Raw genomic sequence first — 22,157 nt, 5'->3', positions numbered from 1 at the left:
AGCCAGAGCCAGAGCCAGAGCCAGAGCCAGAGCCAGAGCCAGAGCCAGAGCCAGAGCCAGAGCCAGAGCCAGAGCCAGAGCCAGAGCCAGAAGGGCAGCGCCGGGCTAATGTTCTTGATTTTTTAAGAGGTCCTCATACTTTAGGGAAAACCAGGGTGATACCTCAGCTTCGTGGAATGTCTATTCGAGCGGGCAAGAAAAAAATGGTTCTTCAGTTCAGAGAAAATAAGTATGGTGAGTACTTCAAACTAGTCGAGTATCCAGCGGATTATCTGTTTATGGAAAATGATGCTGAAACTATTCTGCAAGTCTTTAAACGTATTACAGAACGAAGAAGCGCAGGTATGTTCTGGAAGGATAGGTTGTATTTGTTAAATGGCATCGCTCGCAATATAAAAACATTCAATCACTTATTTGACTTCTATGGAGAAGGTTCAAGCAGAGATCGAAACATTAAGTTAAACAGGATGCGCGAGCGATATTTCTCAGGTGAGAAGGGCGACAGGCTCTTATCGTCCTATTGTGTGGAATCGTTTAAAAAAGATTTTTTAGATGTTTCTGTTCCGGATCGTGCAGATTCCGACAGAAATGAATTAATAAAGATTATTAATGCAGCCATTACAAAAGCTCGTGGTTGTATATCAGTACAAATTGACGTTCACCAACTAGTTGCTAAAGGTGAGCGTTCCAGAGCGGATAAATCTGATAAAGTTATTCCCCAACTGTCCACACTGTCCAGGTACATTGTCACAGCATACAAGCAAGGAGCTTATGATGTGGCTTATCATCTGCTAATCCAGTTGATGGCATCTACTCGGTTTGCCGCCACAACAAAGATAGAGTGGAGCAGGGTGGACACGAACAAGCAAGTAATCGAAGTCCCTGCGCACATGAGTAAATCACGTAATTATGTTGCACATCCCATCCCGCTTGAGCTAGTCAAACTATTAAGTGCTGAGCTTACAAGGCAGCGGGCAAATAGTAGGGTAGCAAAAGATCAGTCTGGAATGCCGCTGTTAATGTTTGAGAGTGTGCACAGCCCAAAGAAGCCTGATAGCCAGATAAGGAAAAAATTTAACAGAATTAAAGCGATAGTAATAGAAAATTACGCCTCTGACTGTTCAAATCATTATGCCCGAAAAGAAATCTGTGACTTTACCTTTCATCGCATCAGAGACATTGTTGAGAAGCAACTGAAGCTAATCGGGGCAACGGATGCTCAAAAAGAAAAATGCTTAGGCCGTCAGCCGGACGAGGTGGGAAGTGCTTACGGTGATTTATCTGTGCCTACTTTGTGCCAGCTTAAAGACAAAATGATGGATAAAATCTTCGCTGAACACACCGAATTAAAGCAGGTTATTAGTGGCCTGATAGACAGGAAGTAAAACGAATGATAGCTTATGCGGGTGTAAAAAAAGTTGTAAAAAAGTGCTGCTCTTATCCTGCATCCCTTGTATTTAAAGGGCTAAGGAGGAAATGATGGTGGCCCCACCTGGACTCGAACCAGGGACCTAACGATTATGAGTCGTGTGCTCTAACCAACTGAGCTATAGGGCCTTCCGAACTGGCCTGCCGGGCGGCAAGCTAAGATTGCCGCGTAGTATATGCATCTTCTTCGCCAAAGTCATCCCTGAATTCATGCATCATCGTTCAATCGGCGAGTAAATAAACAGCATTTCTTTATATTGCCGTTATCACCAGGACTCTTATTAAGTCTTTCCGCTATGAATGAGATTTACGCATTAGCCGCATTATTAATCTGTTTTTCTAATAAGTCTATGCAAGTTATGACCTCTAATCATTCCTGTACCCAGGTGATAAATTAAACTTCATTATTCACAAATAAGATAAATGTATGCTCGCGCTCGTCCGCATCGCTTTGAGTAAGCCCTACACGTTTGTTGTGCTGGCATTGCTCATTCTTATTCTTGGCCCGTTGTCTGCCTTGCGCACGCCAACGGATATTTTCCCTAACGTAGATATTCCCGTTATTGCCGTTGCATGGCAATGGCGTGGGCTGCCGCCTGATGAAATGGCGGTGCGGATTACAGCATGATTCTCCAAGTAACTGATTCTTTGCCCCGTTAGTCTAGGCTGTATTGACTGTAACCTGTCACGCGCCTCACACTTACTTTAGTTTTTTACCCAGTTGAATTTGATACCTATGAACTTGAAATGGTGTTGCTTTGTTCCGGCTATCGCATTGCTTTCTGGCTGCGGCTTTTTCGGCAATGATCGCGCTCCCGGCGATATCCCTGTTACATTTACCGACTTAACCCGAGGTGAAGATTGTGCCTATGAGGTAACAGTTGATAAAACATCCTGGAAAGTAAATTACCTCGCGTTCTATTTGAGCAATCCGGAAGTGAAAGTCGAAGGGCGTTGGATCCCGTTGGATTTTAAAGTGAATGACTGGCAATCGAAAGATGTGGCTTTTATGCATTTTCAGAACGCCTGTGACGATAAGCAAAACCGCGATCACATCATGCTGGATATCAATGAGGCGTTACTCGACCGGGTAACTGAGTTACGTCTGACTCTGGGGCTAGATTTCGGTGAAAATCATACTGCGCAAGCTGATCAGGTAGCGCCTCTTGATAAGCCAACTATGTTTCAGTCAGTTAATATCGGGCACAATTTTTTCAGAGTTGAACTGCAAAATACCCGGGAACCATCATCAATTTGGTCTTTTCTTCTGGCAAGTGGCGGCTGCAACGGCAGTACCCCAGAAACCACACCATCTGCGTGTGCAAAACCTAATCGCGTTACCGTTACCTTACCTATGGCGCAGAATGTTTCTGACTTAAATTTGCTGGCCAAGCTACAACAAATTTTATTTAGAGTAGACTTAGATAAAGTCGCAGAATGCAATATGGCGAAAGCCCCTGACGAGAGCTGTAAAAAAGTGATGAAAAATCTTACAGGTAGGGATTGGCTTAAGTGGGATGCACCAGATAAGGTATATCTGAAATCCTGACCGTATGAACAAAACCCTGCGAATAAAAAGGGTGTTGTAGTGCAAGCATCTGTTTTGTTTGCTATCTTTCTTTTAGTTTAAATTATCCTGCCAGCACGGAGACAATAATGACTGAGAAGCCTTACCTGGTAAGCGGTCGTAATACGCTGATACATAAAGTTCGAAAATTTGACCTGCTTGTCGTGAACGGCGACGACAATCCACCGGTGATTGTCACTCACAAAGGTATTAAGCGCTATGAGGGAAAAATTCCTGATAACAAGCGCGAAGCTAAAATGATGGATATGGAACTGGTTGATCTTACTTCCGGTGATATCTTTGGCGATGAAAAAACATTGGTGTTTATTCAAACGTTGAACGGCAAAGAATATAAAATCGATTACAGCAAAGCTGAAACGCAGATGTTTATTAAAGTCCATCAGGACAGCGCTTTTTAATTAGCGAATAAGCTTATCAACGGGCTCATCATCTTCGGTGAGCCATTGCCCCCAGTTATCGGGCAAAAACGAATTAAACCTTCGTATTTCTTTTTCTTCCCCTTTCAACTGCACGTACCCATGCTGGAAAATTTTAAATCTACACAAGTCAATCGGTGTGGTTTCCGCTGCACATACCTGCTTTATTACGCCTGTACGATTGTACAGTTCGGCAATTAGTTCTGAGCAGAACCACTCATGCTCACATTTGAGATTGCGAGTTAATCGCCAAAGCCAGGGGTGGTTGTCAAAGAAATCCACAGTAGAGGCGAAAAGTTGCCATATATCGTAATTTCTGCCGCTTTCAGAATCGATGAAATCTTGCATGGCGTGTAAAGCGTTTAAAAAGCGCGAACGAGGTGAACGGTGGAGTGGCAGCCACCAAATGTCACCTTCATACTCATCCAGTCTTTTATGAAGAGGGGTGACCATCACTCCCCGTTTTTTGTTTCTCACTGTGGCTTCGAAAACATCATGATGCAAGAGGCTATTGGTATTTGGGCATGTGTGACAGTGTGTGATAGCCCCAACGTGAGTTACATTGGAGCGTGTCGTGAGCTTAGCCCATTTGGAGAACAGGCTATTGCCGCCAAAAGCGATGAGATCGCCCGGGCGTATACTGTCCTTAATATCGTTATAAAACGCTGCAGTCCGCATAACTTCCCTGTTATTACGTTGAGTGATGATAAATATATCAGAAATAGCAGCTTTTGGTATGCACTTATAAGACCATGGTCGGTTGAGCCCCAAGCCTGCTCTCAGATACACTGGGCTCTCTATTTCGTTCTTGGGCTCACATGTCTCTTCTCTTTCGTTTTTTGATGGGTTTCAGCCTTATCTGCGTTTTCTATTTCTCTGGAGAAATACTGGTTCGCGTGGCCTCAATTCCGCTACCGGGCACATTGATGGGCTTACTGATGTTGTTAGCATGGCAATTTTTTCGTCGTAAGACCCCTATGTTGTTGCTTGCTGGAGGTAAGCCTATTCTCAAGCACATGGCAATGCTGTTTGTGCCGGCAGTTTTGGGTGTGGGTGTGTATTGGCAAGAGATCAGTGAAAATATCACAGGTATTGCGCTAGCTATCATTGTCAGTACGGCAGTTAGTCTTGGAATTGCGGCTTGGATTGCACAAAAAATCTTGCAATCTGTTGTGGTAAGGGATGATTCGTGACGATTACAGAAGCCTTTGATGACTGGGCAAAATCCATTGTAAGCCTGACGGAGTTATCGTTTTCCTGGCAGGGAGGATTATGGATATCACTTACGGTAATCGCTTATCTGCTAGCGTTAAATATTGGACGTCGAACGAAAGGTAATCCTCTCGCAAACCCGGTTTTGGTAACAGCCGTTCTCGTGGGCGCGATGTTAATGGTGTCTGGAACCAGTGCGAGGGGGTATCAGCAATTCGCCGGACTAGTACATTGGCTGCTTGGACCGGCAACCGTCGCGCTGGCTATCCCGATGTATGCGCAGTGGGAAAAAATACGTGAACTTGGTTGGCGGTTAGTTGCCTCTGTTTTTATTGCCGGTGTTATTGCTCCGCTTACCGCTTGGTTCACTGTATGGTACTTCGATGCGCCTACTGCATTGCAAATGACTATGCTGGCAAAATCGATAACCACACCACTCGCTATGGAAGCGACCGCGCATATTGGCGGCATTCCAGCACTCGCTGCGGTTTTCGTCATTGCTACCGGTATCGTTGGTGCGGTAATCGCGCCAGTTATGTATAAGCTGTTAAATGTTACTTTGCCACAGGCTCAGGGGATGGCGCTCGGAGCGGTTTGCCACGCAGTAGGAACGGCGAAAGCGCTGCAAATGAGCGAGCGAACCGGTGCACTGGCTACATTAGGATTGTGTTTGAACGGTATAATGACGGCGATTATTTTACCATTACTGTTTTCCTCGATTTCCTGAATTATCCTGGTTCGTTTAAGGGCGAATGTTCTGCAGATTTAAACATAAGTGCAATGGCTTTTTTCTGGAATCCTGCTATTAGTTAATAGGTTGACGGACACCGTATATTCATTAGATTTCTGCGTATTTTTGCAGCGTTTTGTGTTTATTTTAAGCGGCATTCATCTCTGTAACGGCTATAGGAAGGTTACCTTTTCACATGATATCGGTATTGGTTTGTGACGACTCAATGGTTGCACGAAAGCAGGTTGCCAAGTGTTTGCCCCCAGACTGGGAAGTGGCGATTCACTTTGCCAAACACGGCAAAGAAGCCGTAGAACTTTTACGGCAAGGCAAAGGGCAACTGCTTCTACTCGACCTTAACATGCCAGTGATGGATGGCTACGAAACCTTACAGGCCATTCGCGATGAAAATTTGCAGACTAAGGTGGTCGTTATTTCAGGGGATGTACAGCCTGAAGCTCACGAGCGCGTAACCAAGCTCGGTGCCGTTGAATTTATTCGCAAACCCGTTGATCCTACTACTCTTGAACAAGTGCTGATTAAACATCAGTTGATGGAAAGTGAAGCGCCCGTTGAAGAGACGGTTGAATTAGATCCCGACATCCGCGATTGTTATCAGGAAATCACCAACATTGCCATGGGACGTGCGGGTGATCACCTGGCCCGTACCATGAATGTTTTTGTTCACCTGCCTATACCCAATGTGAATCTGATAGAAGCCTCTGAGATGCGCATGATGTTGTCTGATATCGATTCCCAAGAGCAAGTAACAGCGGTATGCCAAGGTTTTATTGGCTCTGGGATCCGCGGAGAAGTACTTTGTATTCTTAGCGATTCTAGCTTTGGTGACGTTGCGAAAATTCTCGATGTACAGGAAGAAGTGGACGATCAACTGCAACTGGAATTACTCATGGACGCGGCCAGTATTCTTATAGGTACCTGCCTCACCGGATTAGCACAACAGATGGACGTGACTTTTGCACAGGGCCAACCCATTGTTCTGGGTCAGCACAGGGCCATCAGTGAAATCATAAAAACGAACCAGGTCAAGTGGAAACGTACCTTGGCAATCGAGCTAAGCTACGGTCTAGAAGGATACAACGTGCGATGTGACTTGCTAATCCTGTTTACTGAAGACTCCATGCAGACTATGAATGCCAAACTGGCGCATTTACTAGAGGACATGTAATGCAGGATACCGAATTAGAGCAAATGCAGTCGTTCCACTGGATGATGGATATGCTCCAGAGTGTAGATGTGGGCATTGTGGTGCTTGATAAGCATTTCCGCATACAGGTTTGGAACGGTTTTATGGAAAGTCACAGCGGCCTGCTTCCCAGTGAGGTGCGTGATAAAACCCTTTTTAGCATTTTTCCTAACGTTGAAGAGAAGTGGTTTACTAAAAAGTGCAAACCCGTGTTCGAACTCAATACGCGGGCGTTCATGACCTGGGAGCAACGCCCCTATTTATTCAAGTTTCACAACTATCGGCCGATTACAGGCAATGAGCTTTATATGTATCAAAACGTAACTTTAGCGCCATTGACCTCTGCTAACGGAAAAACGGATTTTATCAGTGTCATGGTATATGACATGACGGATATCGCTTCTGGAAAAAAGCAACTCGAAGCCTTACAGGTCAGTACGGAAGAAAGAGCCTAGCAAAAAAGCGTTTACCTGATACGTCGTTATAAAGTTGGCGAATTTGAATGCCTTCGTTTGGAGCATGTAATGGTGAGAATTCAGTTTTTTGCGGTAAAAGTTCTTCTGATGTTAAGTGCATCATTTCTGCTGTTCGGCTGCGGTGGCGGAGGAGGCGGCGACGATGGTGACACTGGCGGCAATGCGTCTCCTAATGCCTTGTATGTTAATGCCGGTGCAGATATTGAAATGCTTGAAGGTGCTACGTCTACGCTTTCAGGCAGTGTTACAGGCAATACTGACGGTGCAACCTGGCGTTGGAGTGCATCGCCTGCTGCCACTATAACCCAGGCAGACAATTCTACCTCAGAAGCCGAGTTCACCGCGCCTGCAGTGACCACAGATACGGCATTTGTCATCACTGTGGTGGTCACCAATTCCAGCGGAAATAGTGATACTGATACCCTCAATATTCTCGTGCGGCCACAGAACATTGCACCTGTTGCCGTTATTGAAGCTGAGCAGGAAGAGGGGCAGCCTGCCAATACTTATTCTGCGGGGCGCAGTGTGACGCTGAATGGTAGAGCCAGTATTGACGACGATGCCCCCGATTCCGACAACCCCATTGCTGCCTGGGAGTGGCAACAGACCGCCGGCAACAGTGTGTTGAACGATGTCACCACAGATGCTTCAACACTCACTATTACCATGCCGGTTGAAGCTGAAGCACAAACGCTCACATTCACCCTCACCGTAACCGATGCGGAAGGTACCACTGATACCGCTACACTTTCGTTAAATACGTTGTCAGAAAGTCAGACCTTACCTCTGGTAGAAGCGGGGGCTGATCAAGCCGTGTTTAGCGGTGAACGCGTGGTGTTGAATGGCACTGCCACCACCACGGTCGCTTCCGGGCTACCGCTCATTAGCGAGTGGGATGGCACGTTGGATGGTGTGGTAAGCCCATCTTCACTCTCTACCTATGCCGTTGCACCTCAGGTACAAAACGAAACCGTGTTTACTTATATGCTCAGCGTAACCGATGCCTACGGGCATGTTGTTACCGATGAGGTAGACATTACGGTGCGTCCTTATCCGGTACCGCTGATCAACGATACTGGAGTCACGGTACAGGCCAACAATACAGCCTATGCGAATACACAACAAAACGCATTTCCAGGGCAAGATGGTCAACGAGGCAGTGATGTGATTCATGCTGCCAATTTATTGGAAAAAGCAGGCCGTGGTAAGGCTGGCTTTGACTTTACCAAATTAAATGCCAACGGTGACGAAGAAGACGATACCGCTCAAGCTTGGGACTGCGTGCGTGATAATGTCACCGGGCTGGTATGGGAAAAGAAAACCACAGACGGAGGCGTGCGCGATGCCAACCATACCTACACCTGGTTCTTCTTCGATGAAAACGGCGGATATCAGGGCGTTCAGTCAGGTACTGATGCAAGCTGCACTCTCACAAGCTGTAACACCACTGCGTATGTGAGTGCCGTCAACGCGGTGGGTTTGTGCGGATTTTATGACTGGCGAATGCCGACTTACGAAGAAATGATGTCGCTGATACATTTTGGTCTTGCTAGCGGTGTAAGGATTGATGATGACTATTTCCCTAACTCGGGTACGGTAGACGGTGATGGTCGGCTTTGGTACTGGACTCGAATCCCTAGTGCTGATGGTGTTGCCGAAGATGCGGCTCAGAATGCATGGGCGCTGGATTTTGCCTCTGGCCTGGATAACTTTTTGAACAAAGCCACGCCAGGCAGCGTGCGCTTGGTCAGAGCGGGGAGGTAAAAGATGAAAGTACTGGTGGCTTTATTTTTGTGGTTTTTAACCGCATCCGTGGCGGCGCAAACTTGTCTGGGTTCAGGCATTAAAACGGCAGGTGACGATGAATTTGAAGATTTGGGTGACGGCGAGGTACTTCACACGCCAAGTAACCTAATTTGGCAGCGTTGTGCACTTGGGCAAACCTGGAATGGCACAACGTGCACTGGCACGGCGGTAAAATACAATTGGCAAGAAGCGCTTATTGCTGCGCAAGAGGCCGATGCTACCTTGCTAGCGGGGTGGCGTTTACCCAATATCAAAGAGCTGACTACTATCACTGAACGTGAGTGTGTACGTCCTGCTATCAACGAAACGGTGTTTCCCAACACGCCACCAGATGATTTCTGGACTTCAACGCCGTCTTTGCAAGACCCACTTCGCTCCTGGGTTGTGGCGTTTTTCAATGCGAGCCATTCAATCAAAGAAAAAGATCGATTTATTTACGTAAGACTTGTGCGAACGAGTGTCGATTAGCGTCTATCTGCTTCTTTCAAGTCGCGATATATTCAACCTGAATTTTAGTCTGTTGAGCTTGTCGCGACTTTTTATTTGCCCCTAAGCCGTCCACAATGCAACGCATGAAAATGCGAAATCTCATCAATGTAGTCAGAAATACGCTTGTCTTTTTAGCGACGATCCCATTTTTCGCATCTGCGGGAAATTCGTGCGATATCGACTTTGCGTATGGTTTGGTGGTGAATGAACATCAACTCCGAATCCTCGACAATAACCGAACTATCATTCAGATCAACGATCAGGAGCAGCTATTCGTTAAAGGGCGCTGGCAGGATCTTTCTGTGCAACAGCGTCGTTGGTTACGAGAATATTCCCGTGGCCTGCATTATGTTGTGCCGAAAATGATTATTCTGGCCACCGAAGGCGTTGATCTGGCCGCGGATACCGTTGACAACGTGTATCAAGGGCTGGTGGGCGCAGACCATGACAGCTACGAAAAGCTGCAAAGTGCCATGAAGCGAGTACGTAATCGTGTGAAGGATAAATTTCGCCATGCGAGCGACCACTATTTTATCGGGCCGGGATCATTAGAGAGCGTGGACAATTTTGTCGATAGCGGAATAGAGGCGGAGCTGGAAGAAGCCATTTCAATGTCAATTGGCGGTATCTTGTCTGCAATTGCGGGCATGGACGAATCTCGAGTAGAGCTGAGTGATGAGCGGGTAGAGGCGATTACCCGACAGCTCGAAGCGGTAGGGGAGCATCTTGACCTGGAAACCAGCCCTGCGTCGCTTAACAACAAAGCGCAATGGTTCTGTGACAAGCTCCAACGACTAAACGTGTTGGAAGATAAACTTCGCAAGCACGTTGTTGCATTAAAGCCTTTCGACGTAATCGTGTCTGGCTAAAATCTACAGTTAATAAAATAGCCCGCATTAGCGGGCTGTTTTATTTACACCTCTTCAAACAAACGCAGAGAGCAGTGAATTTAGATAGCGCCTACCTTTAGGCGTAACCTGCCAATGACGCGTTGTTTCGGTCAGCAGGCCTTGCGTAATGGCCTTATCTAACTCCTGTCGCTCAGACGCAGACAATACCTGGCCGGTAAAATCAGTAAAATCCTGTTTTGGGCAAGGTTCGACTAAGCGAAACCGGTTCATAAAGAACTCGAAAGCGAGATCCTCTTTTTCAACCGTTGACTCTGTGTCGAGATAGGGGCGCGCAATATCCATATAACCCCTTGGATGCTTAACTTTCACGGTACGGTGAATGTTGCCGGTGCGGATATCGGTAATTTTGCCGTGTGCGCCACAGCCGATCCCCAAGTAATCACCAAAGCGCCAGTAATTCAAATTGTGCTGACATTGAAAACCGGGTTGGCTGTATCCCGAAATTTCATATTGCTGATAGCCCGCTTGAGTCAGCATTGCATGGCCTTGATCTTGTATTTCCCACAGAATGTCGTCGTCGGGCAGTGCTGGAGGTTTAGAATAAAAGGGGGTGTTGGGCTCGATGGTAAGCTGATACCAGGACAAATGCGCAGGCGACAGCGCGATAGCGGTTGCTAGATCACTTAATGCGTTTTCAATGCTCTGATCAGGTAGGCCATGCATTAAATCAACATTGAAACTATTCAGCGGTGCTGAGCGGGCGAAGTCGATGGCCTTGCGTGCCTGCGTCGTATCATGAATTCTTCCGAGGGCTTTTAAATGTTTATCTTCAAAGCTCTGAATGCCCATAGAAATACGATTGACACCCGCCTGAGCATAGCCGTCGAATCGTGCTGCTTCTACGGTGCCAGGGTTGGCTTCCAGGGTGATTTCAGCGTTATCTGAAAGCGCGATACGTTGTTTTACCCCTGCAAGCAAATTGCCAATGAAAGTAGGCTCAAAAAGGCTGGGTGTACCGCCACCGATGAATATGCTGGTCACTTCCCGGCCAGCAACGCGGGTGGCATCAACGGCTAAATCATCGAGTAAATGGCTGACATATTCTTGTTGGGGGAGATCAGACTTCAACCCGTGAGAGTTGAAGTCACAATAAGGACATTTTTGCACACACCAGGGAATGTGGATGTACAAGCCTAATGGGGGATTACGCAAAAGTTTGTCTCATTTGTTCCAATAGGAACGCCATTGCCTGACCACGATGACTGATTTGATTCTTCACCTGTCTGTCGAGTTCAGCAGCGGTACATTCGTGTGATGGCACATAGAACACCGGATCATAGCCAAACCCACCATGACCAGCCTGGTCGGTGGTAATGGTGCCGTGCCAGTAGCCTTCGCTGATCAATGGCACAGGGTCGTCTGCATGTCGCATAAAAACTAACATACAAAAGAAATGCGCTCGGCGGTTTGGGTTGCCATCTAAGGCATGAAGCAATTTTTCAATATTATCGCTGTCGGCAGCACCTTCACCGGCGTACCGGGCTGAATATATACCTGGCGCACCATCAAGGGCATTCACCACCAAACCCGAATCATCGGCAATAGCGGGTAAGCCTGTACATTTTGCAGCGTGGCGGGCTTTAATAATCGCGTTTTCGACAAACGTGGTGCCGGTTTCTGGTACGTCTTTAACGCCTAATTCTTTTTGTGGCACCACAGTCACATTGAGCGGTGCGAAAAGTCGGGCGAATTCTTTTACCTTACCGGCATTGCCAGAGGCCAGTACGATTTTTTCTGGAAATGCCATAACAAAATGTCCTTACTTTTTCTTTTTCGCTGTGGCGGCTTTTTTCTTCTTAGCCTTTTTCTTTGCGGTATTTTTCGGTGCTTTATGTTTAGGTCGCAAATCTTTGATGAACCGGGCTTTCAACGGTTCTTCGGTATAACGCTCAACCTTTCCAACCATTTCGAAATCGTGGGCTTCGATAAGTGAAATCGCTGTGCCTTTCGCACCGGCGCGACCAGTCCGACCAATACGGTGAACATAAATGTCTGCCTTGCGGGGCATATCGAAGTTGATGACGTGACTAACATTTGGTACATCGATTCCGCGGGCGGCAACGTCAGTGGCCAGCAGTACAGGCACAGCGCCGGATTTAAACCGTTGCAGTGCGGCGATGCGTTTATCCTGTGGCATTTCACCCTGAAGCCAGCACACTTCAATTTTTTCCGACATGAGGAAATCTTTCAGTGCCTGTAAGCGCTCTCGGGTTTTAACAAACACCACGGCGTTAGTGATATCGTTTTTCAGAATATGCACCAGCATGGCCTGTTTGTGGGTCATATCGTCTGCAAGGTGATACCACTGATGGGTTTTGGCTTTTTCTTTGCGAGAAGGATTGGCTTCTACTTCTACCGGATCATTCAAAATGTCTCTTGAGAAGAACTTAACGCCCGGGCCTTCAAGGGTAGCCGAGAACAACATGTTCTGTTTCCGCCAGCGCGCTTCAGAAGCGATTTGCCCCACAATAGCACCAAAGCCCATATCAAGCATGCGGTCAGCTTCATCCAGGATCAGACATTCAATATTGCGGCAGTCGGCAGATTCTTTCTCGATATGTTCGAAAAGACGGCCCGGGGTAGCGACCAGAATATCCAGGTTTTGACTTAGAATTTCTCGGTCAGTACCGTAATTAATACCCCCGGTTATGACACCGCAAACCAGCTCGGTGTATCGAGTAATAGCCTTGGCCTGTTCGTAAACCTGAATAGCCAACTCACGGGTTGGCGTGAGAATGAGTATTCGGCATGAACCTGGTTCCCGACGTGGGAAATCAAGCAGGTACTGACAAGCTGGCAGCAAAAATGCCGCCGTTTTACCGGTCCCGGTAGGGGCGGATGCGAGGATATCTTTGCCGTCCATTGCCGGCGGGATCACGAGAGACTGAATCGAAGTTGGGTTTTTGAAACCCATCTCCGTGACAGCCTGACAGAGGCTGTCATCAAGCTCTAATTCTTCAAAGGTCATGCGGTGTTTTTATGTCGCGAAAGTAAAGGCGTATTGTAGCACCTCACTGCCGCTTTTTGATAACAATTATCCCGATAGTGTGCTTGTTGATTCATTCATCATGGAACGAGAACACTGAAGCAACACGTGATAGGCGGTCTCTTCATATTTTCCGAACAGCGCTTGCTGACGGGCTTTTATTTTTGTAAACACCGGTTGAGTTAGTCCTGCCATAAAGCGGGTGAGCAAAATAGGAGAAACTTGTGCTTTGGGGAGTTTTTCGTCCAACCACGCAAGCGCTTGTTGCATATCGTTTTTAATCGCGCTGGTGTCGTCGCTATCGTTCTCGCGACTGAGACTGAGTGAATGCCCGCGGCAAACTGAGCAGTGACCGCAGCGCTCTGGGGCGTGTTCGTCGCCAAAGTACAAAGCGAGATTGTGATTCAGACAACGGTCGAGATTGAAAAATCGCAGCATGGTGGCAATGCGGGCTATTTCAGATTGTTCGTTACGGGCGGCATACTGATGCAGATTTTGCGCTAGTTCTGGTGTCAATAAGTCCGGCGCGATGCGATAAACGTCGGTGAGCTTTTTCGTTTCTAACTCGGCGTAATCGTGTTCGACAAGTTGCTCTAACAGGCTCAACACAGTGCCGCGTTCAAAACCCTGATGGTGAAGCCCGTCGAAATCCGGCACGCCCCAAATCTTTTTGAATTTAGTCTGGCCGACAATGGCGTTGAAAAGCGGTTGCTGCTCTGCGGGCAACACTTTTTCAATCTGATCCGGGGCGACGAGCCACTTCACCTTTACATCTTCGTAGTAACTGTATTTAGGCTCAATAGCACCAGCCAACTCCATCTGCACTAATAAAGTTTTTAGCGGCAAAGCACGAATGTTGGTGGTTTGTGACAGTGAATAAGATTGCGTTTCCCATTCATTATTTTCAGCGCTGGTGGTAATTTCCGTTAAAAGCTTATCGATACCATACGCTTCAGGGGTATCACCGTAGACAAAGTTTTCCAGCACATTTATCCCATCTAAACTTGCCAACAGTACGCAGCGACTAGGTTGACCATCGCGGCCAGCACGGCCTATTTCCTGACTGTAGTTCTCGATGGATTTGGGCAAGTCGTAATGCACCACAAAGCGGATATCTGATTTATCTATCCCCATGCCAAATGCAATTGTTGCCACGATGATACGGGTTTTAGCTGCCATAAAACGGTTCTGAATACTTGCTCGCGCGTCGTTACCTAACCCCGCGTGATAGGAAGCTGCCGAATAGCTTGCTTCCTGAAGTTGAGCCGCGAGTTCATCAGCCGTTTTTTGCTGAGTAACGTAAACAATACCAGCACCGGCCGTTTCATTCAGCACCTGCGTTAGCAACACTAATTTATTCGTGTGGTGGGCGGGGATCAGGTCTATATCGAGATTCGCGCGATAGAATCCTGTTTGTACAATATGCTGAAAGCCAATGTTGAATTTTTGTGCCATGTCTTTCTGCACACGGCGCATCGCTGTGGCGGTAAGTAGCAGCACGAGGGGAATATTCAGTGCTTGTTGATATTGCGGGAGTTTAAGGTAATCAGGGCGAAAATTGTGCCCCCATTCTGAAATACAATGGGCTTCATCGACAACCAGCATGGATATGGGGATATTTTCTATAAAACGGCGGAAGCGTTCATTTTTGAATCGCTCCACGGAAATCATCAGTATTTTGAGCTCGCCATCCCGGGCTTGTTGCATCACTTGCTGACTTTCATCTTTGCTGAGGGTGGAATCCAGGCTGGCCGCGGCAATTCCCTTACTGCGCAAAAATGCCAACTGATCGTGCATTAGGGCGATCAGCGGTGAAATCACCAGTGTGAGGTGAGGCAATTGAGTAGCCGTAAACTGATAACATAACGACTTACCAGAGCCGGTTGGAAATACCGCCAGCGATGAATGCCCCGCTAAAAGCTGCTCAATGGTCTGCTGCTGACCTTCACGAAAATCGTCAAAGCCGAAAAGCTGCTGAAGTTGTTGTGTTAGATTTTGCATCGAAAAATTCAGTAATATGTTTTAATTTAGGTTACTCGTTAACCAGATACTTTCCTCCTGGCTAGGAGAACAGATCTAAACGGAAACGCTTTTCAAAAATATCCCTTCGGGCCAGGTTCATCGCCTCGCCAATTTGCGGACCGCGCAATCCTTGCTCGACAAACGCTTTTGCGCTGAGTTTGCTGGCCTCTTTTACGGTTTCATGTAATGACGTTGCCAAAGCGCTGCTGATATCGGCATTGTCATTTATCAACGTACATGCAGTGATAAAATCTGTGAAGCGTTCTGGCTTACGCCAGGCATCGCACTGATTACAGAGCGTCAACCAGTCATCAGCGGTGTTTGAGGGAGTGAACGCCTTGCTGAAACGGCTGACCAGCATAGCGAGTTCAGCGTATTTGTTTGGCGCTTTTACTCTTTTGCACAAGGTTTCTGTACCTTCTGCTGAAGTATTCGCGAAAAGCAGCGCCCAGCGAATATCGTCGCTAGACTTGGCTGATACCGCGCGCTCAAGCCGCGAATCAGTGTTTTTAAGCGATGTAATCAGCTCGGGAAACCAGTCATTCAGTGCCTCAGCACGTGCTAGCACCTGAAAATAGACTTCCGGGTTATTTTCACCCAACGCGCGAATCGTTTCTTTCCACACTCGCTCGGCAGTGAGGTGTGCCAATTCACCGCTGTCAGCCATATTGCGCATCAGCGAAAGCGTTTCTTCAGCAACTTTGAACCCAAGGTGCGCGTAGCGAGCAGCAAAACGCGCTACACGAAATACCCTAAGCGGATCTTCACTGAAAGCCTCTGACACATGCCGTAAAATTCGGGAGTCTAGGTCTCTCACACCGTGATAAGGATCAATAAGGTTGCCATCATTGTCTTTGGCAATAGCATTCACGGTGAGATCGCGACGGATTAAATCTTGTTCTAAGGTGACATCTGGTGCAGCGTAACAAACAAAGCCGGTGTAACCACTGCCAGACTTTCGCTCGGTGCGGGCGAGGGCGTATTCCTCTTTGGTTTTTGGGTGCAGAAATACCGGGAAATCCTTGCCGACTTGCTCGAAGCCTCTGGCGAGCATCTCTTCTGGAGTCGCACCAACTACCACCCAATCACGTTCGGTAACCCGCCGATTGAGTAATTCGTCGCGCACCGCGCCACCCACTAAATAAACATCCATAAAACCATCGCATTTTGTGTTTTTCGTTATTATGCCTGAACCATTCATTAAATTGGTGTTCGAATCGCTTTGATTTTGACTTATTGCAAGTGGCTAGGTAGTTTAGTCGCGGTGAATTGCTAACTCTGACAAGCATATGTATCTGAATTATTTTGGGCTAACGGACAACCCATTTTCAATTGCTCCAAACCCTGATTACCTGTACATGAGTCCACGCCATAAAGAAGCGTTGGCGCATTTGACATTCGGCCTGAGGGAAAGCGGTGGATTTGTCATGCTTACCGGCGAGGTGGGCACAGGTAAAACAACGGTATCACGAAAATTACTGCAGCAACTGCCTGACAATACGCAAGTTGCGATGATTCTGAACCCTACGCTGTCGGCCCTTGAATTGCTGGCCACGGTGTGTGATGAACTGGGTATCGCTTACGACGCTGATAAGGCCAGTTTGAAGTATTTTACTGACCGCATATTGGCGAAGCTGGCTGACAATCATCAGGCAGGCATGAACACAGTGTTGATGATTGATGAAGCGCAGCATTTAATGCCTGAAGTGTTAGAGCAACTGCGATTGCTCACTAACCTGGAAACGAATCGCGAAAAACTGCTGAAGGTTGTCCTCATTGGGCAGCCGGAGCTTCAACAATTGCTGAAGCGGAATGAACTGCGTCAGCTCGCACAGCGGATCACCGCGCGATATCATTTATTGCCATTAACAGCACCGGAAGTGTCGTCTTACGTGGCCCACCGTCTTAGCGTCGCGAACGGCGATATCAGTATTTTCAGCCCACAGGCGTTAAAAGCGATTCATCAAATTACCGGTGGTATTCCCCGGGTCATTAATCTTTTATGCGACCGCGCGCTGACCCTGTCTTTTACGAAACAACATGCGGTGGTGAAAAAGCCTATTTTTCTGGCGGCAGCAGAACAAATTCTCGGTGATGATGTGGTTAGTCAGCGTATTCAAAGTCAGCGCAAATGGATGTTAGGTACGGCCTTTGTATTAGCATTGCTGGTGGGCTTTGGCATCGGGAGGTTGTATGTCTGAACTGATGAAAATTGCTGAACTTAAACCGGGTATGGTGATTGTTCGCATTACCGAACAGAACGGCCCGGTAAAAATTCGAAAGTCAGGGTTGGTAACCAGTGATGCTATGGTAACAGGGCTTGCAGAAATGGGCGTGCTGGAAGTGGAGGTTGATCCCGCGCAAACCGTCGAAATTGAAAAGCCTGTACATCATCGAACACAAACCCAAAAATTGATTCGAGGTGACCACGATACCAGCGTGAATAAGCTGGATAACGCTATTTCAGACCAGTTTAACCGTAGTTTGTTTCTGCCTACTGTGCAGGGGCTACCGTCGATGTGGAAGGTGTATTCTCGTCAGGTGATGTCTTTTACGGGCGTGATAATCGTTGGACTTGCAATTGGCGGTGCTGCGGGGAGCTATCCTGCCTGGTGGCCGCAGGCTGAAAATGTGGTGGCAACGGCTTCAGATGATGTGGCCGATGAGACGAAACCGGGCGCGGTTAATGGACCTGAAAAGGAGAATAGTCCCGCTGAAGTAGATGTGGTTACAGATGCCAACGATACCGATGACCTAGCAGCATTGGATACAGAAACTGAGGTGGCGCAAAGTACAAACGTTGCCAACGCGGTGCCGTCAGAGTTGCAACCTGGTGCTGTTTCACCTGAACAGGCACCCGCTCAAACACCAGTCCAGCAAAGTGCAACTCAGGCAGAGACTGCCCAGCGCTACGCTGAAAATTCGGTACAGGCTCAAGTGGATTTAGGCGGAGAAGTGATCAATGCGCCTCAGGAAAGTGACGTGGAAGTCTCCCCGGAATTGATGGCACGTTTTAATAGAGCTATCGACGAACTGGACAACCGTGCCACTGAACCAAGAGCTGAAACCAAAGTCACGGTGCGCGATGACATGCCTCGCGTTGACCAACTACCGGTGCGTATGCTCACCCGCTTACCAAGCATGGCATTCAACGCCCACATGTATGCGAGCCGTCCGTCTGACCGCTGGGTAAGAGTGAATGGCACACAGTTAGGCGAGGGTGACTGGATTGAAGACCAAGTACAAATCGTTAAAATTGAAGCGCAACGGGTAATTCTCAGCTTTGAAGGCAAAGAATTTTCCATGGCAGCGCTTACCGACTGGTAGCGCGTGCAACATGCGGTAGATGTCGGGCTGGTAGGTGCACAATCATTCGAAACACGGCGTGCACCCATCCCTGGGGCCTCGGCTGCCGCTTCCCTGCGGCAGACGGTTTCGAATGCTTGTACACCCACCGCCCACATACCGTCCGTTCCGCGTTATAAGCCGGGCTGGCAGGTGCATGATTATTCGAAACTTGCAGTAGACAGGATTTATTAATCCGGTACCTGGTTAATAAACACATCTTTGAAAAATTTCGGCAGGTTGATGCCGAAATCGTCGGGGCGCACGCCGGATTCAATTTCATCATCTACCTGAGAAAGGTCCACCCGTTTAATTTCACTGAAATGGCCGCCGGAGATGCTATAGAACGTCATCACCACCGGTGCCAGTAAATCTTCCGGGTGGGGCTTGGCTATAATGCCTAAACGGCCACTTTTCAACTTAACCAGCGAGCCGACAGGGTGAACCCCTACACACTGAACGAATTGTTTGACTAAATGATTGTCGAGGCTGGGGTCTTTCGCCAAACGTTTTAACGCCAGTGTGGGGGTAATACTGTCCTTATGCTTCCGATTCGACGTCATTGCATCATAGCTGTCGATAATTGCGGCCATCTTCGATAAGGGGGCAATTTCAGTACTGCCCAATGAATTTGGGTAGCCGGAGCCATCTTCACGCTCGTGGTGTTGTGAAATAATCGATAAAGCAAGGGCAGATATTTGTTCACCTTGCTCTACCAGTTCCAGACTGATCGCTACGTGTTGGCGCAGCACTGACCAATCTGCAGGTGAAAGTTTATCTGTTTTATGACGAATTTCTTCAGGTACCTGAGACATACCCACATCCATTAACAAAGATCCCATGCAGGCTTCATCAATGGTGTCTCTGTCAAAGCCAAGATGATCGGCAAACATTGCCATCAGAATGGCGCAATTTATGGAGTGCTCAAGCAAATATTGGTCTGAGTTTTTGATCATCGTCAGACATGACATCGCATCCTTATTATCAAATACGCCTTCGATGATGCTAGAGGAGAGTTCAGAGGCTTTCGTTAAATCATTAGGGGCACCGCGTTGCAGCGCGCTGATAAATGATTTCTGTAGCGTAAGGGCTTCGTCGTAAAGCTGGTTGGCAGAAGACAGGACATCGCTGTTACTTTTAGGTTTTGGGGAATCTTCAGAAGCTTTGGTTGGTTCTTGCTGGGGCTCTGTTACCTGGCTGCGAGAGTAATCCACCTCGACCAGTGTTATGCCCATCTCCCGAAGTTTCTCAACCGATAAGGTGCTTTTAACAACGCCGCTGGTTCTTACCCGGGTATTGCCCGTTTGTTCCACGACTTGGCTCACAAACATACCGGGTATGAGGTCGTTTATTGACACGTGTTTAAGCATAATGCCTCGATGCTTTGAAATAAATGTCCTAAACCGGAAGTCGTGCCGGGTTTAAAACCCGTTTAGCCAGCCCGGTTTGCTCCTAACTATCAACCGCTAAATATAAAAAAGGCGATGTATAAACATCGCCTTTTTTTAGTATAGAACAAATCTCAGAAATTAAAGCCAGGCTGGCTGCTTTGCTTCAAATTCTTCAATGGTACTGGTCAGTTCGAGGGTTTGGCCGATGGCATCCAACCCTTTAATCAGGTTGTTTTTATGGTGGGCCAGAATGTCGAAGCTGAAAGTAAGCTCGCCAGCAGTAACGGTTTGCGCGGGTAAATCAACCACGATTTCAAGGTCTGCGTTAGCTTTTACTGCACCAAACAGTGCATCCATTTGCGCTGATGACAGAGCGATAGGCAGCAACTGGTTATTGATGCAGTTGCCGTAGAAAATATCAGCGAATGACGTTGCAATAACAACATCAAAACCAAAATCTGCCAGTGCCCACGGTGCGTGTTCACGACTTGAACCACAACCGAAGTTTTCCCGTGACAGCAGAATGCTGGCGCCAGCGTATTCCGGCTTATTTACCACAAATTCGGGGTTTGGCTCTTGCTCGTGAAGGTCAAGGTAGCGCCAGTCGTGAAACAGGTGCTTGCCGTAACCGGTGCGGGTAACGCCAGTCAGAAACTGCTTTGGAATGATTTGATCGGTGTCGACATTGGCCTGATCCAGAGGACAAGCGCGGCCGGTGTGTACTGTAAAACCCTGACTCATGACTTACTCCTGAAATTCGCGAACGTCAGCAAAACGGCCTTTCAGCGCGGCGGCCGCAGCCATTGCCGGACTAACCAGGTGGGTGCGCGCACCACGGCCCTGACGGCCTTCGAAGTTACGGTTACTGGTAGAGGCGCAACGGTCTCCTGACTGCAGGATATCGTCGTTCATACCCAGACACATAGAGCAGCCTGGCAGGCGCCATTCAAACCCTGCATCGGTGAAAATCTTATCCAGGCCTTCTTCTTCTGCCTGACGCTTCACCGCACCAGAGCCTGGCACCACAATGGCGGTTACGGTGTCAGCCACTTTACCTTGCTTGGCGATGAATGCGGCTGCACGCATATCTTCAATACGACCATTAGTACAGGAACCGATGAACACGTGACTTACTGGCACTGCATCAAGTTTGTCACCCGCAGACAGCCCCATATAAGCCAGCGCTTTTCTGGCACTTTCTTTTTCAACCGCATCAGTGAACTCTTCCGGAGCCGGTACCGGCGCATCCACACCAATTACCTGACCCGGGTTCGTGCCCCAGGTGATTTGCGGTGCAATGTCAGCTGCATCCAGTTCTACCACGGTGTCGAAAGTGGCACCGTCTTCGCTGTGTAATGATTTCCAGTAGGCGACCGCTTCATCCCAATCGCTTCCTGTTGGGGCGTATTCGCGACCTTTTACGTATTCGAACGTGGTATCGTCAGGTGCAACCATACCTGCCTTGGCACCCGCTTCGATACTCATATTACAAATCGTCATACGTTCTTCCATAGTCAAAGAACGAATTGCTTCACCTGCGTATTCAATCACGTGGCCAGTGGCTCCGGCGTGACCAATTTTACCAATGATGGCAAGAATGATATCTTTTGCGGTAATGCCAACAGCCAGCTTGCCGTTCACATTGATCAGCATGCTTTTCGCTTTGCTTTGCTTCAGGGTCTGGGTGGCGAGAACGTGTTCAACTTGAGAGGTACCTATACCGAACGCCAATGCGCCGAATGCACCGTGGGTTGCCGTGTGAGAGTCACCGCACACTACGGTCATACCAGGCAGGATGAGGCCCAGTTCCGGACCCATTACGTGCACGATGCCCTGTTTCTGGTGACCTACTGGGAACAGTTTAACACCGTGCTCTTCACAGTTTGTCGCCAGCGTTTTCAGCTGCAGCGCATTCTGCGGGCCACAGGCATCAATAGCCAGTGAACGGGTAGAAATACTGTGGTCCATGGTACCGAAAGTGCGGTCTGGACGACGGACCTTACGGCCTTTTTCGTTCAAACCAGCAAAGGCTTGTGGTGAGGTTACTTCATGGATTAGGTGGCGATCGATATACAGCAAGCTGTCTTCGCCTAATTGGTCAACGACGTGCGCTTCCCAAACTTTATCGTATAAGGTCTTGGCCATGGTAT

At 48.0% G+C, this 22,157-nt stretch carries 22 protein-coding genes and 1 tRNA gene; 13 read left to right on the top strand and 10 right to left on the bottom strand.

Annotation, left to right across the window (positions count from 1 at the left end):
- The coding region (locus ACXAGX_RS10185; RefSeq protein WP_474838093.1) for a site-specific integrase at positions 1-1,385 on the top strand (1,385 nt) is incomplete at its 5' end.
- Positions 1,386-1,480: 95 nt separating this feature from the next.
- Here the strand turns inward: ACXAGX_RS10185 and ACXAGX_RS10180 are convergent.
- A tRNA-Ile gene (locus ACXAGX_RS10180) sits at positions 1,481-1,557 on the bottom strand.
- 298 nt (positions 1,558-1,855) lie between these two features.
- Between ACXAGX_RS10180 and ACXAGX_RS10175 the strand changes: the two genes are divergently transcribed.
- From ACXAGX_RS10175 to ACXAGX_RS10165, 3 genes are all read left to right on the top strand, one after another.
- Positions 1,856-2,056, top strand: coding sequence for an efflux RND transporter permease subunit (locus ACXAGX_RS10175; protein WP_474838091.1), 201 nt, complete (start codon positions 1,856-1,858; stop codon positions 2,054-2,056).
- A gap of 108 nt (positions 2,057-2,164) precedes the next feature.
- Positions 2,165-2,977, top strand: coding sequence for an MbnP family protein (locus ACXAGX_RS10170; RefSeq protein WP_083273190.1), 813 nt, complete (start codon positions 2,165-2,167; stop codon positions 2,975-2,977).
- Positions 2,978-3,084: 107 nt separating this feature from the next.
- Positions 3,085-3,414: a hypothetical protein gene (locus ACXAGX_RS10165; protein ID WP_070127233.1), complete on the top strand. Its 330-nt coding sequence runs from the start codon at positions 3,085-3,087 to the stop codon at positions 3,412-3,414.
- On the opposite strand, the gene ACXAGX_RS10160 is transcribed toward ACXAGX_RS10165, so the two are convergent.
- A complete protein-coding gene (locus ACXAGX_RS10160; RefSeq protein ID WP_474838089.1) occupies positions 3,415-4,221 on the bottom strand; it encodes a hypothetical protein in 807 nt (268 codons plus the stop codon).
- A gap of 29 nt (positions 4,222-4,250) precedes the next feature.
- Here ACXAGX_RS10160 and ACXAGX_RS10155 point away from each other — a divergent pair, with 29 nt between their 5' ends.
- The 7 genes from ACXAGX_RS10155 (at position 4,251) to ACXAGX_RS10125 (ending at position 10,221) form a co-directional block, all read left to right on the top strand.
- On the top strand, positions 4,251-4,625 hold the full coding sequence (locus ACXAGX_RS10155) for a CidA/LrgA family protein (RefSeq protein ID WP_474817688.1): 375 nt from the start codon (positions 4,251-4,253) through the stop codon (positions 4,623-4,625).
- A complete protein-coding gene (locus ACXAGX_RS10150) occupies positions 4,622-5,371 on the top strand; it encodes an LrgB family protein (protein ID WP_474817689.1) in 750 nt (249 codons plus the stop codon). The genes ACXAGX_RS10155 and ACXAGX_RS10150 overlap by 4 nt, the downstream gene beginning before the upstream one ends.
- A gap of 199 nt (positions 5,372-5,570) precedes the next feature.
- The gene (locus tag ACXAGX_RS10145) at positions 5,571-6,563 is read left to right on the top strand and encodes a response regulator (RefSeq protein WP_474817690.1); all 993 of its coding nucleotides are present in this window, start codon (positions 5,571-5,573) and stop codon (positions 6,561-6,563) included.
- The gene (locus tag ACXAGX_RS10140; RefSeq protein ID WP_474817691.1) at positions 6,563-7,036 is read left to right on the top strand and encodes a PAS domain-containing protein; all 474 of its coding nucleotides are present in this window, start codon (positions 6,563-6,565) and stop codon (positions 7,034-7,036) included. Before ACXAGX_RS10145 ends, ACXAGX_RS10140 begins: the two co-directional genes overlap by 1 nt.
- A gap of 69 nt (positions 7,037-7,105) precedes the next feature.
- Positions 7,106-8,821, top strand: coding sequence for an Lcl C-terminal domain-containing protein (locus ACXAGX_RS10135; protein WP_474838087.1), 1,716 nt, complete (start codon positions 7,106-7,108; stop codon positions 8,819-8,821).
- Positions 8,822-8,824: 3 nt separating this feature from the next.
- On the top strand, positions 8,825-9,331 hold the full coding sequence (locus tag ACXAGX_RS10130) for an Lcl C-terminal domain-containing protein (RefSeq protein WP_474838085.1): 507 nt from the start codon (positions 8,825-8,827) through the stop codon (positions 9,329-9,331).
- A 95-nt stretch (positions 9,332-9,426) separates the two neighbouring features.
- Positions 9,427-10,221 carry a DUF2884 family protein gene (locus ACXAGX_RS10125; RefSeq protein WP_474838083.1) on the top strand — a complete coding sequence of 265 codons (795 nt, stop codon included), beginning with the start codon at positions 9,427-9,429 and terminating at the stop codon, positions 10,219-10,221.
- Positions 10,222-10,275: 54 nt separating this feature from the next.
- Here ACXAGX_RS10125 and hemW read toward each other — a convergent pair whose 3' ends face one another.
- The 5 genes from hemW to ACXAGX_RS10100 form a co-directional block, all read right to left on the bottom strand.
- A complete protein-coding gene (hemW, locus tag ACXAGX_RS10120) occupies positions 10,276-11,415 on the bottom strand; it encodes a radical SAM family heme chaperone HemW (RefSeq protein ID WP_474838081.1) in 1,140 nt (379 codons plus the stop codon).
- Positions 11,408-12,010 carry an RdgB/HAM1 family non-canonical purine NTP pyrophosphatase gene (gene rdgB / locus ACXAGX_RS10115; RefSeq protein WP_474817696.1) on the bottom strand — a complete coding sequence of 201 codons (603 nt, stop codon included), beginning with the start codon at positions 12,008-12,010 and terminating at the stop codon, positions 11,408-11,410. The genes hemW and rdgB overlap by 8 nt, the downstream gene beginning before the upstream one ends.
- 12 nt (positions 12,011-12,022) lie before the next feature.
- Positions 12,023-13,231, bottom strand: coding sequence for an ATP-dependent RNA helicase SrmB (gene srmB, locus ACXAGX_RS10110; protein WP_474838079.1), 1,209 nt, complete (start codon positions 13,229-13,231; stop codon positions 12,023-12,025).
- Positions 13,232-13,297: 66 nt separating this feature from the next.
- Entirely contained in the window at positions 13,298-15,250 is a 1,953-nt protein-coding gene (locus ACXAGX_RS10105; RefSeq protein WP_474838077.1) for a RecQ family ATP-dependent DNA helicase, read from the bottom strand.
- A gap of 61 nt (positions 15,251-15,311) precedes the next feature.
- A complete protein-coding gene (locus tag ACXAGX_RS10100; protein WP_474838075.1) occupies positions 15,312-16,424 on the bottom strand; it encodes a tRNA nucleotidyltransferase/poly(A) polymerase-related protein in 1,113 nt (370 codons plus the stop codon).
- A gap of 136 nt (positions 16,425-16,560) precedes the next feature.
- Here ACXAGX_RS10100 and ACXAGX_RS10095 point away from each other — a divergent pair, with 136 nt between their 5' ends.
- Together ACXAGX_RS10095 and ACXAGX_RS10090 are read left to right on the top strand one after the other, a co-directional pair.
- Positions 16,561-17,472 carry an ExeA family protein gene (locus ACXAGX_RS10095; RefSeq protein ID WP_474817700.1) on the top strand — a complete coding sequence of 304 codons (912 nt, stop codon included), beginning with the start codon at positions 16,561-16,563 and terminating at the stop codon, positions 17,470-17,472.
- Positions 17,465-18,598, top strand: coding sequence for a general secretion pathway protein GspB (locus ACXAGX_RS10090; protein ID WP_474838073.1), 1,134 nt, complete (start codon positions 17,465-17,467; stop codon positions 18,596-18,598). Before ACXAGX_RS10095 ends, ACXAGX_RS10090 begins: the two co-directional genes overlap by 8 nt.
- Before the next feature lie 209 nt (positions 18,599-18,807).
- On the opposite strand, the gene ACXAGX_RS10085 is transcribed toward ACXAGX_RS10090, so the two are convergent.
- The 3 genes from ACXAGX_RS10085 to leuC form a co-directional block, all read right to left on the bottom strand.
- Positions 18,808-19,986: an HD-GYP domain-containing protein gene (locus tag ACXAGX_RS10085; RefSeq protein ID WP_474838071.1), complete on the bottom strand. Its 1,179-nt coding sequence runs from the start codon at positions 19,984-19,986 to the stop codon at positions 18,808-18,810.
- 159 nt (positions 19,987-20,145) lie between these two features.
- Positions 20,146-20,748: a 3-isopropylmalate dehydratase small subunit gene (leuD, locus tag ACXAGX_RS10080; protein ID WP_474817703.1), complete on the bottom strand. Its 603-nt coding sequence runs from the start codon at positions 20,746-20,748 to the stop codon at positions 20,146-20,148.
- 3 nt (positions 20,749-20,751) lie between these two features.
- Positions 20,752-22,152: a 3-isopropylmalate dehydratase large subunit gene (leuC, locus tag ACXAGX_RS10075; protein WP_474838070.1), complete on the bottom strand. Its 1,401-nt coding sequence runs from the start codon at positions 22,150-22,152 to the stop codon at positions 20,752-20,754.
- Positions 22,153-22,157 lie beyond the last annotated feature (5 nt).

This window comes from Alteromonas sp. ABV4_515 (genome assembly GCF_056160345.1).
Note: the sequence above shows the minus strand (reverse complement) of the source record. Positions and strands in the feature narration are given on the sequence as shown.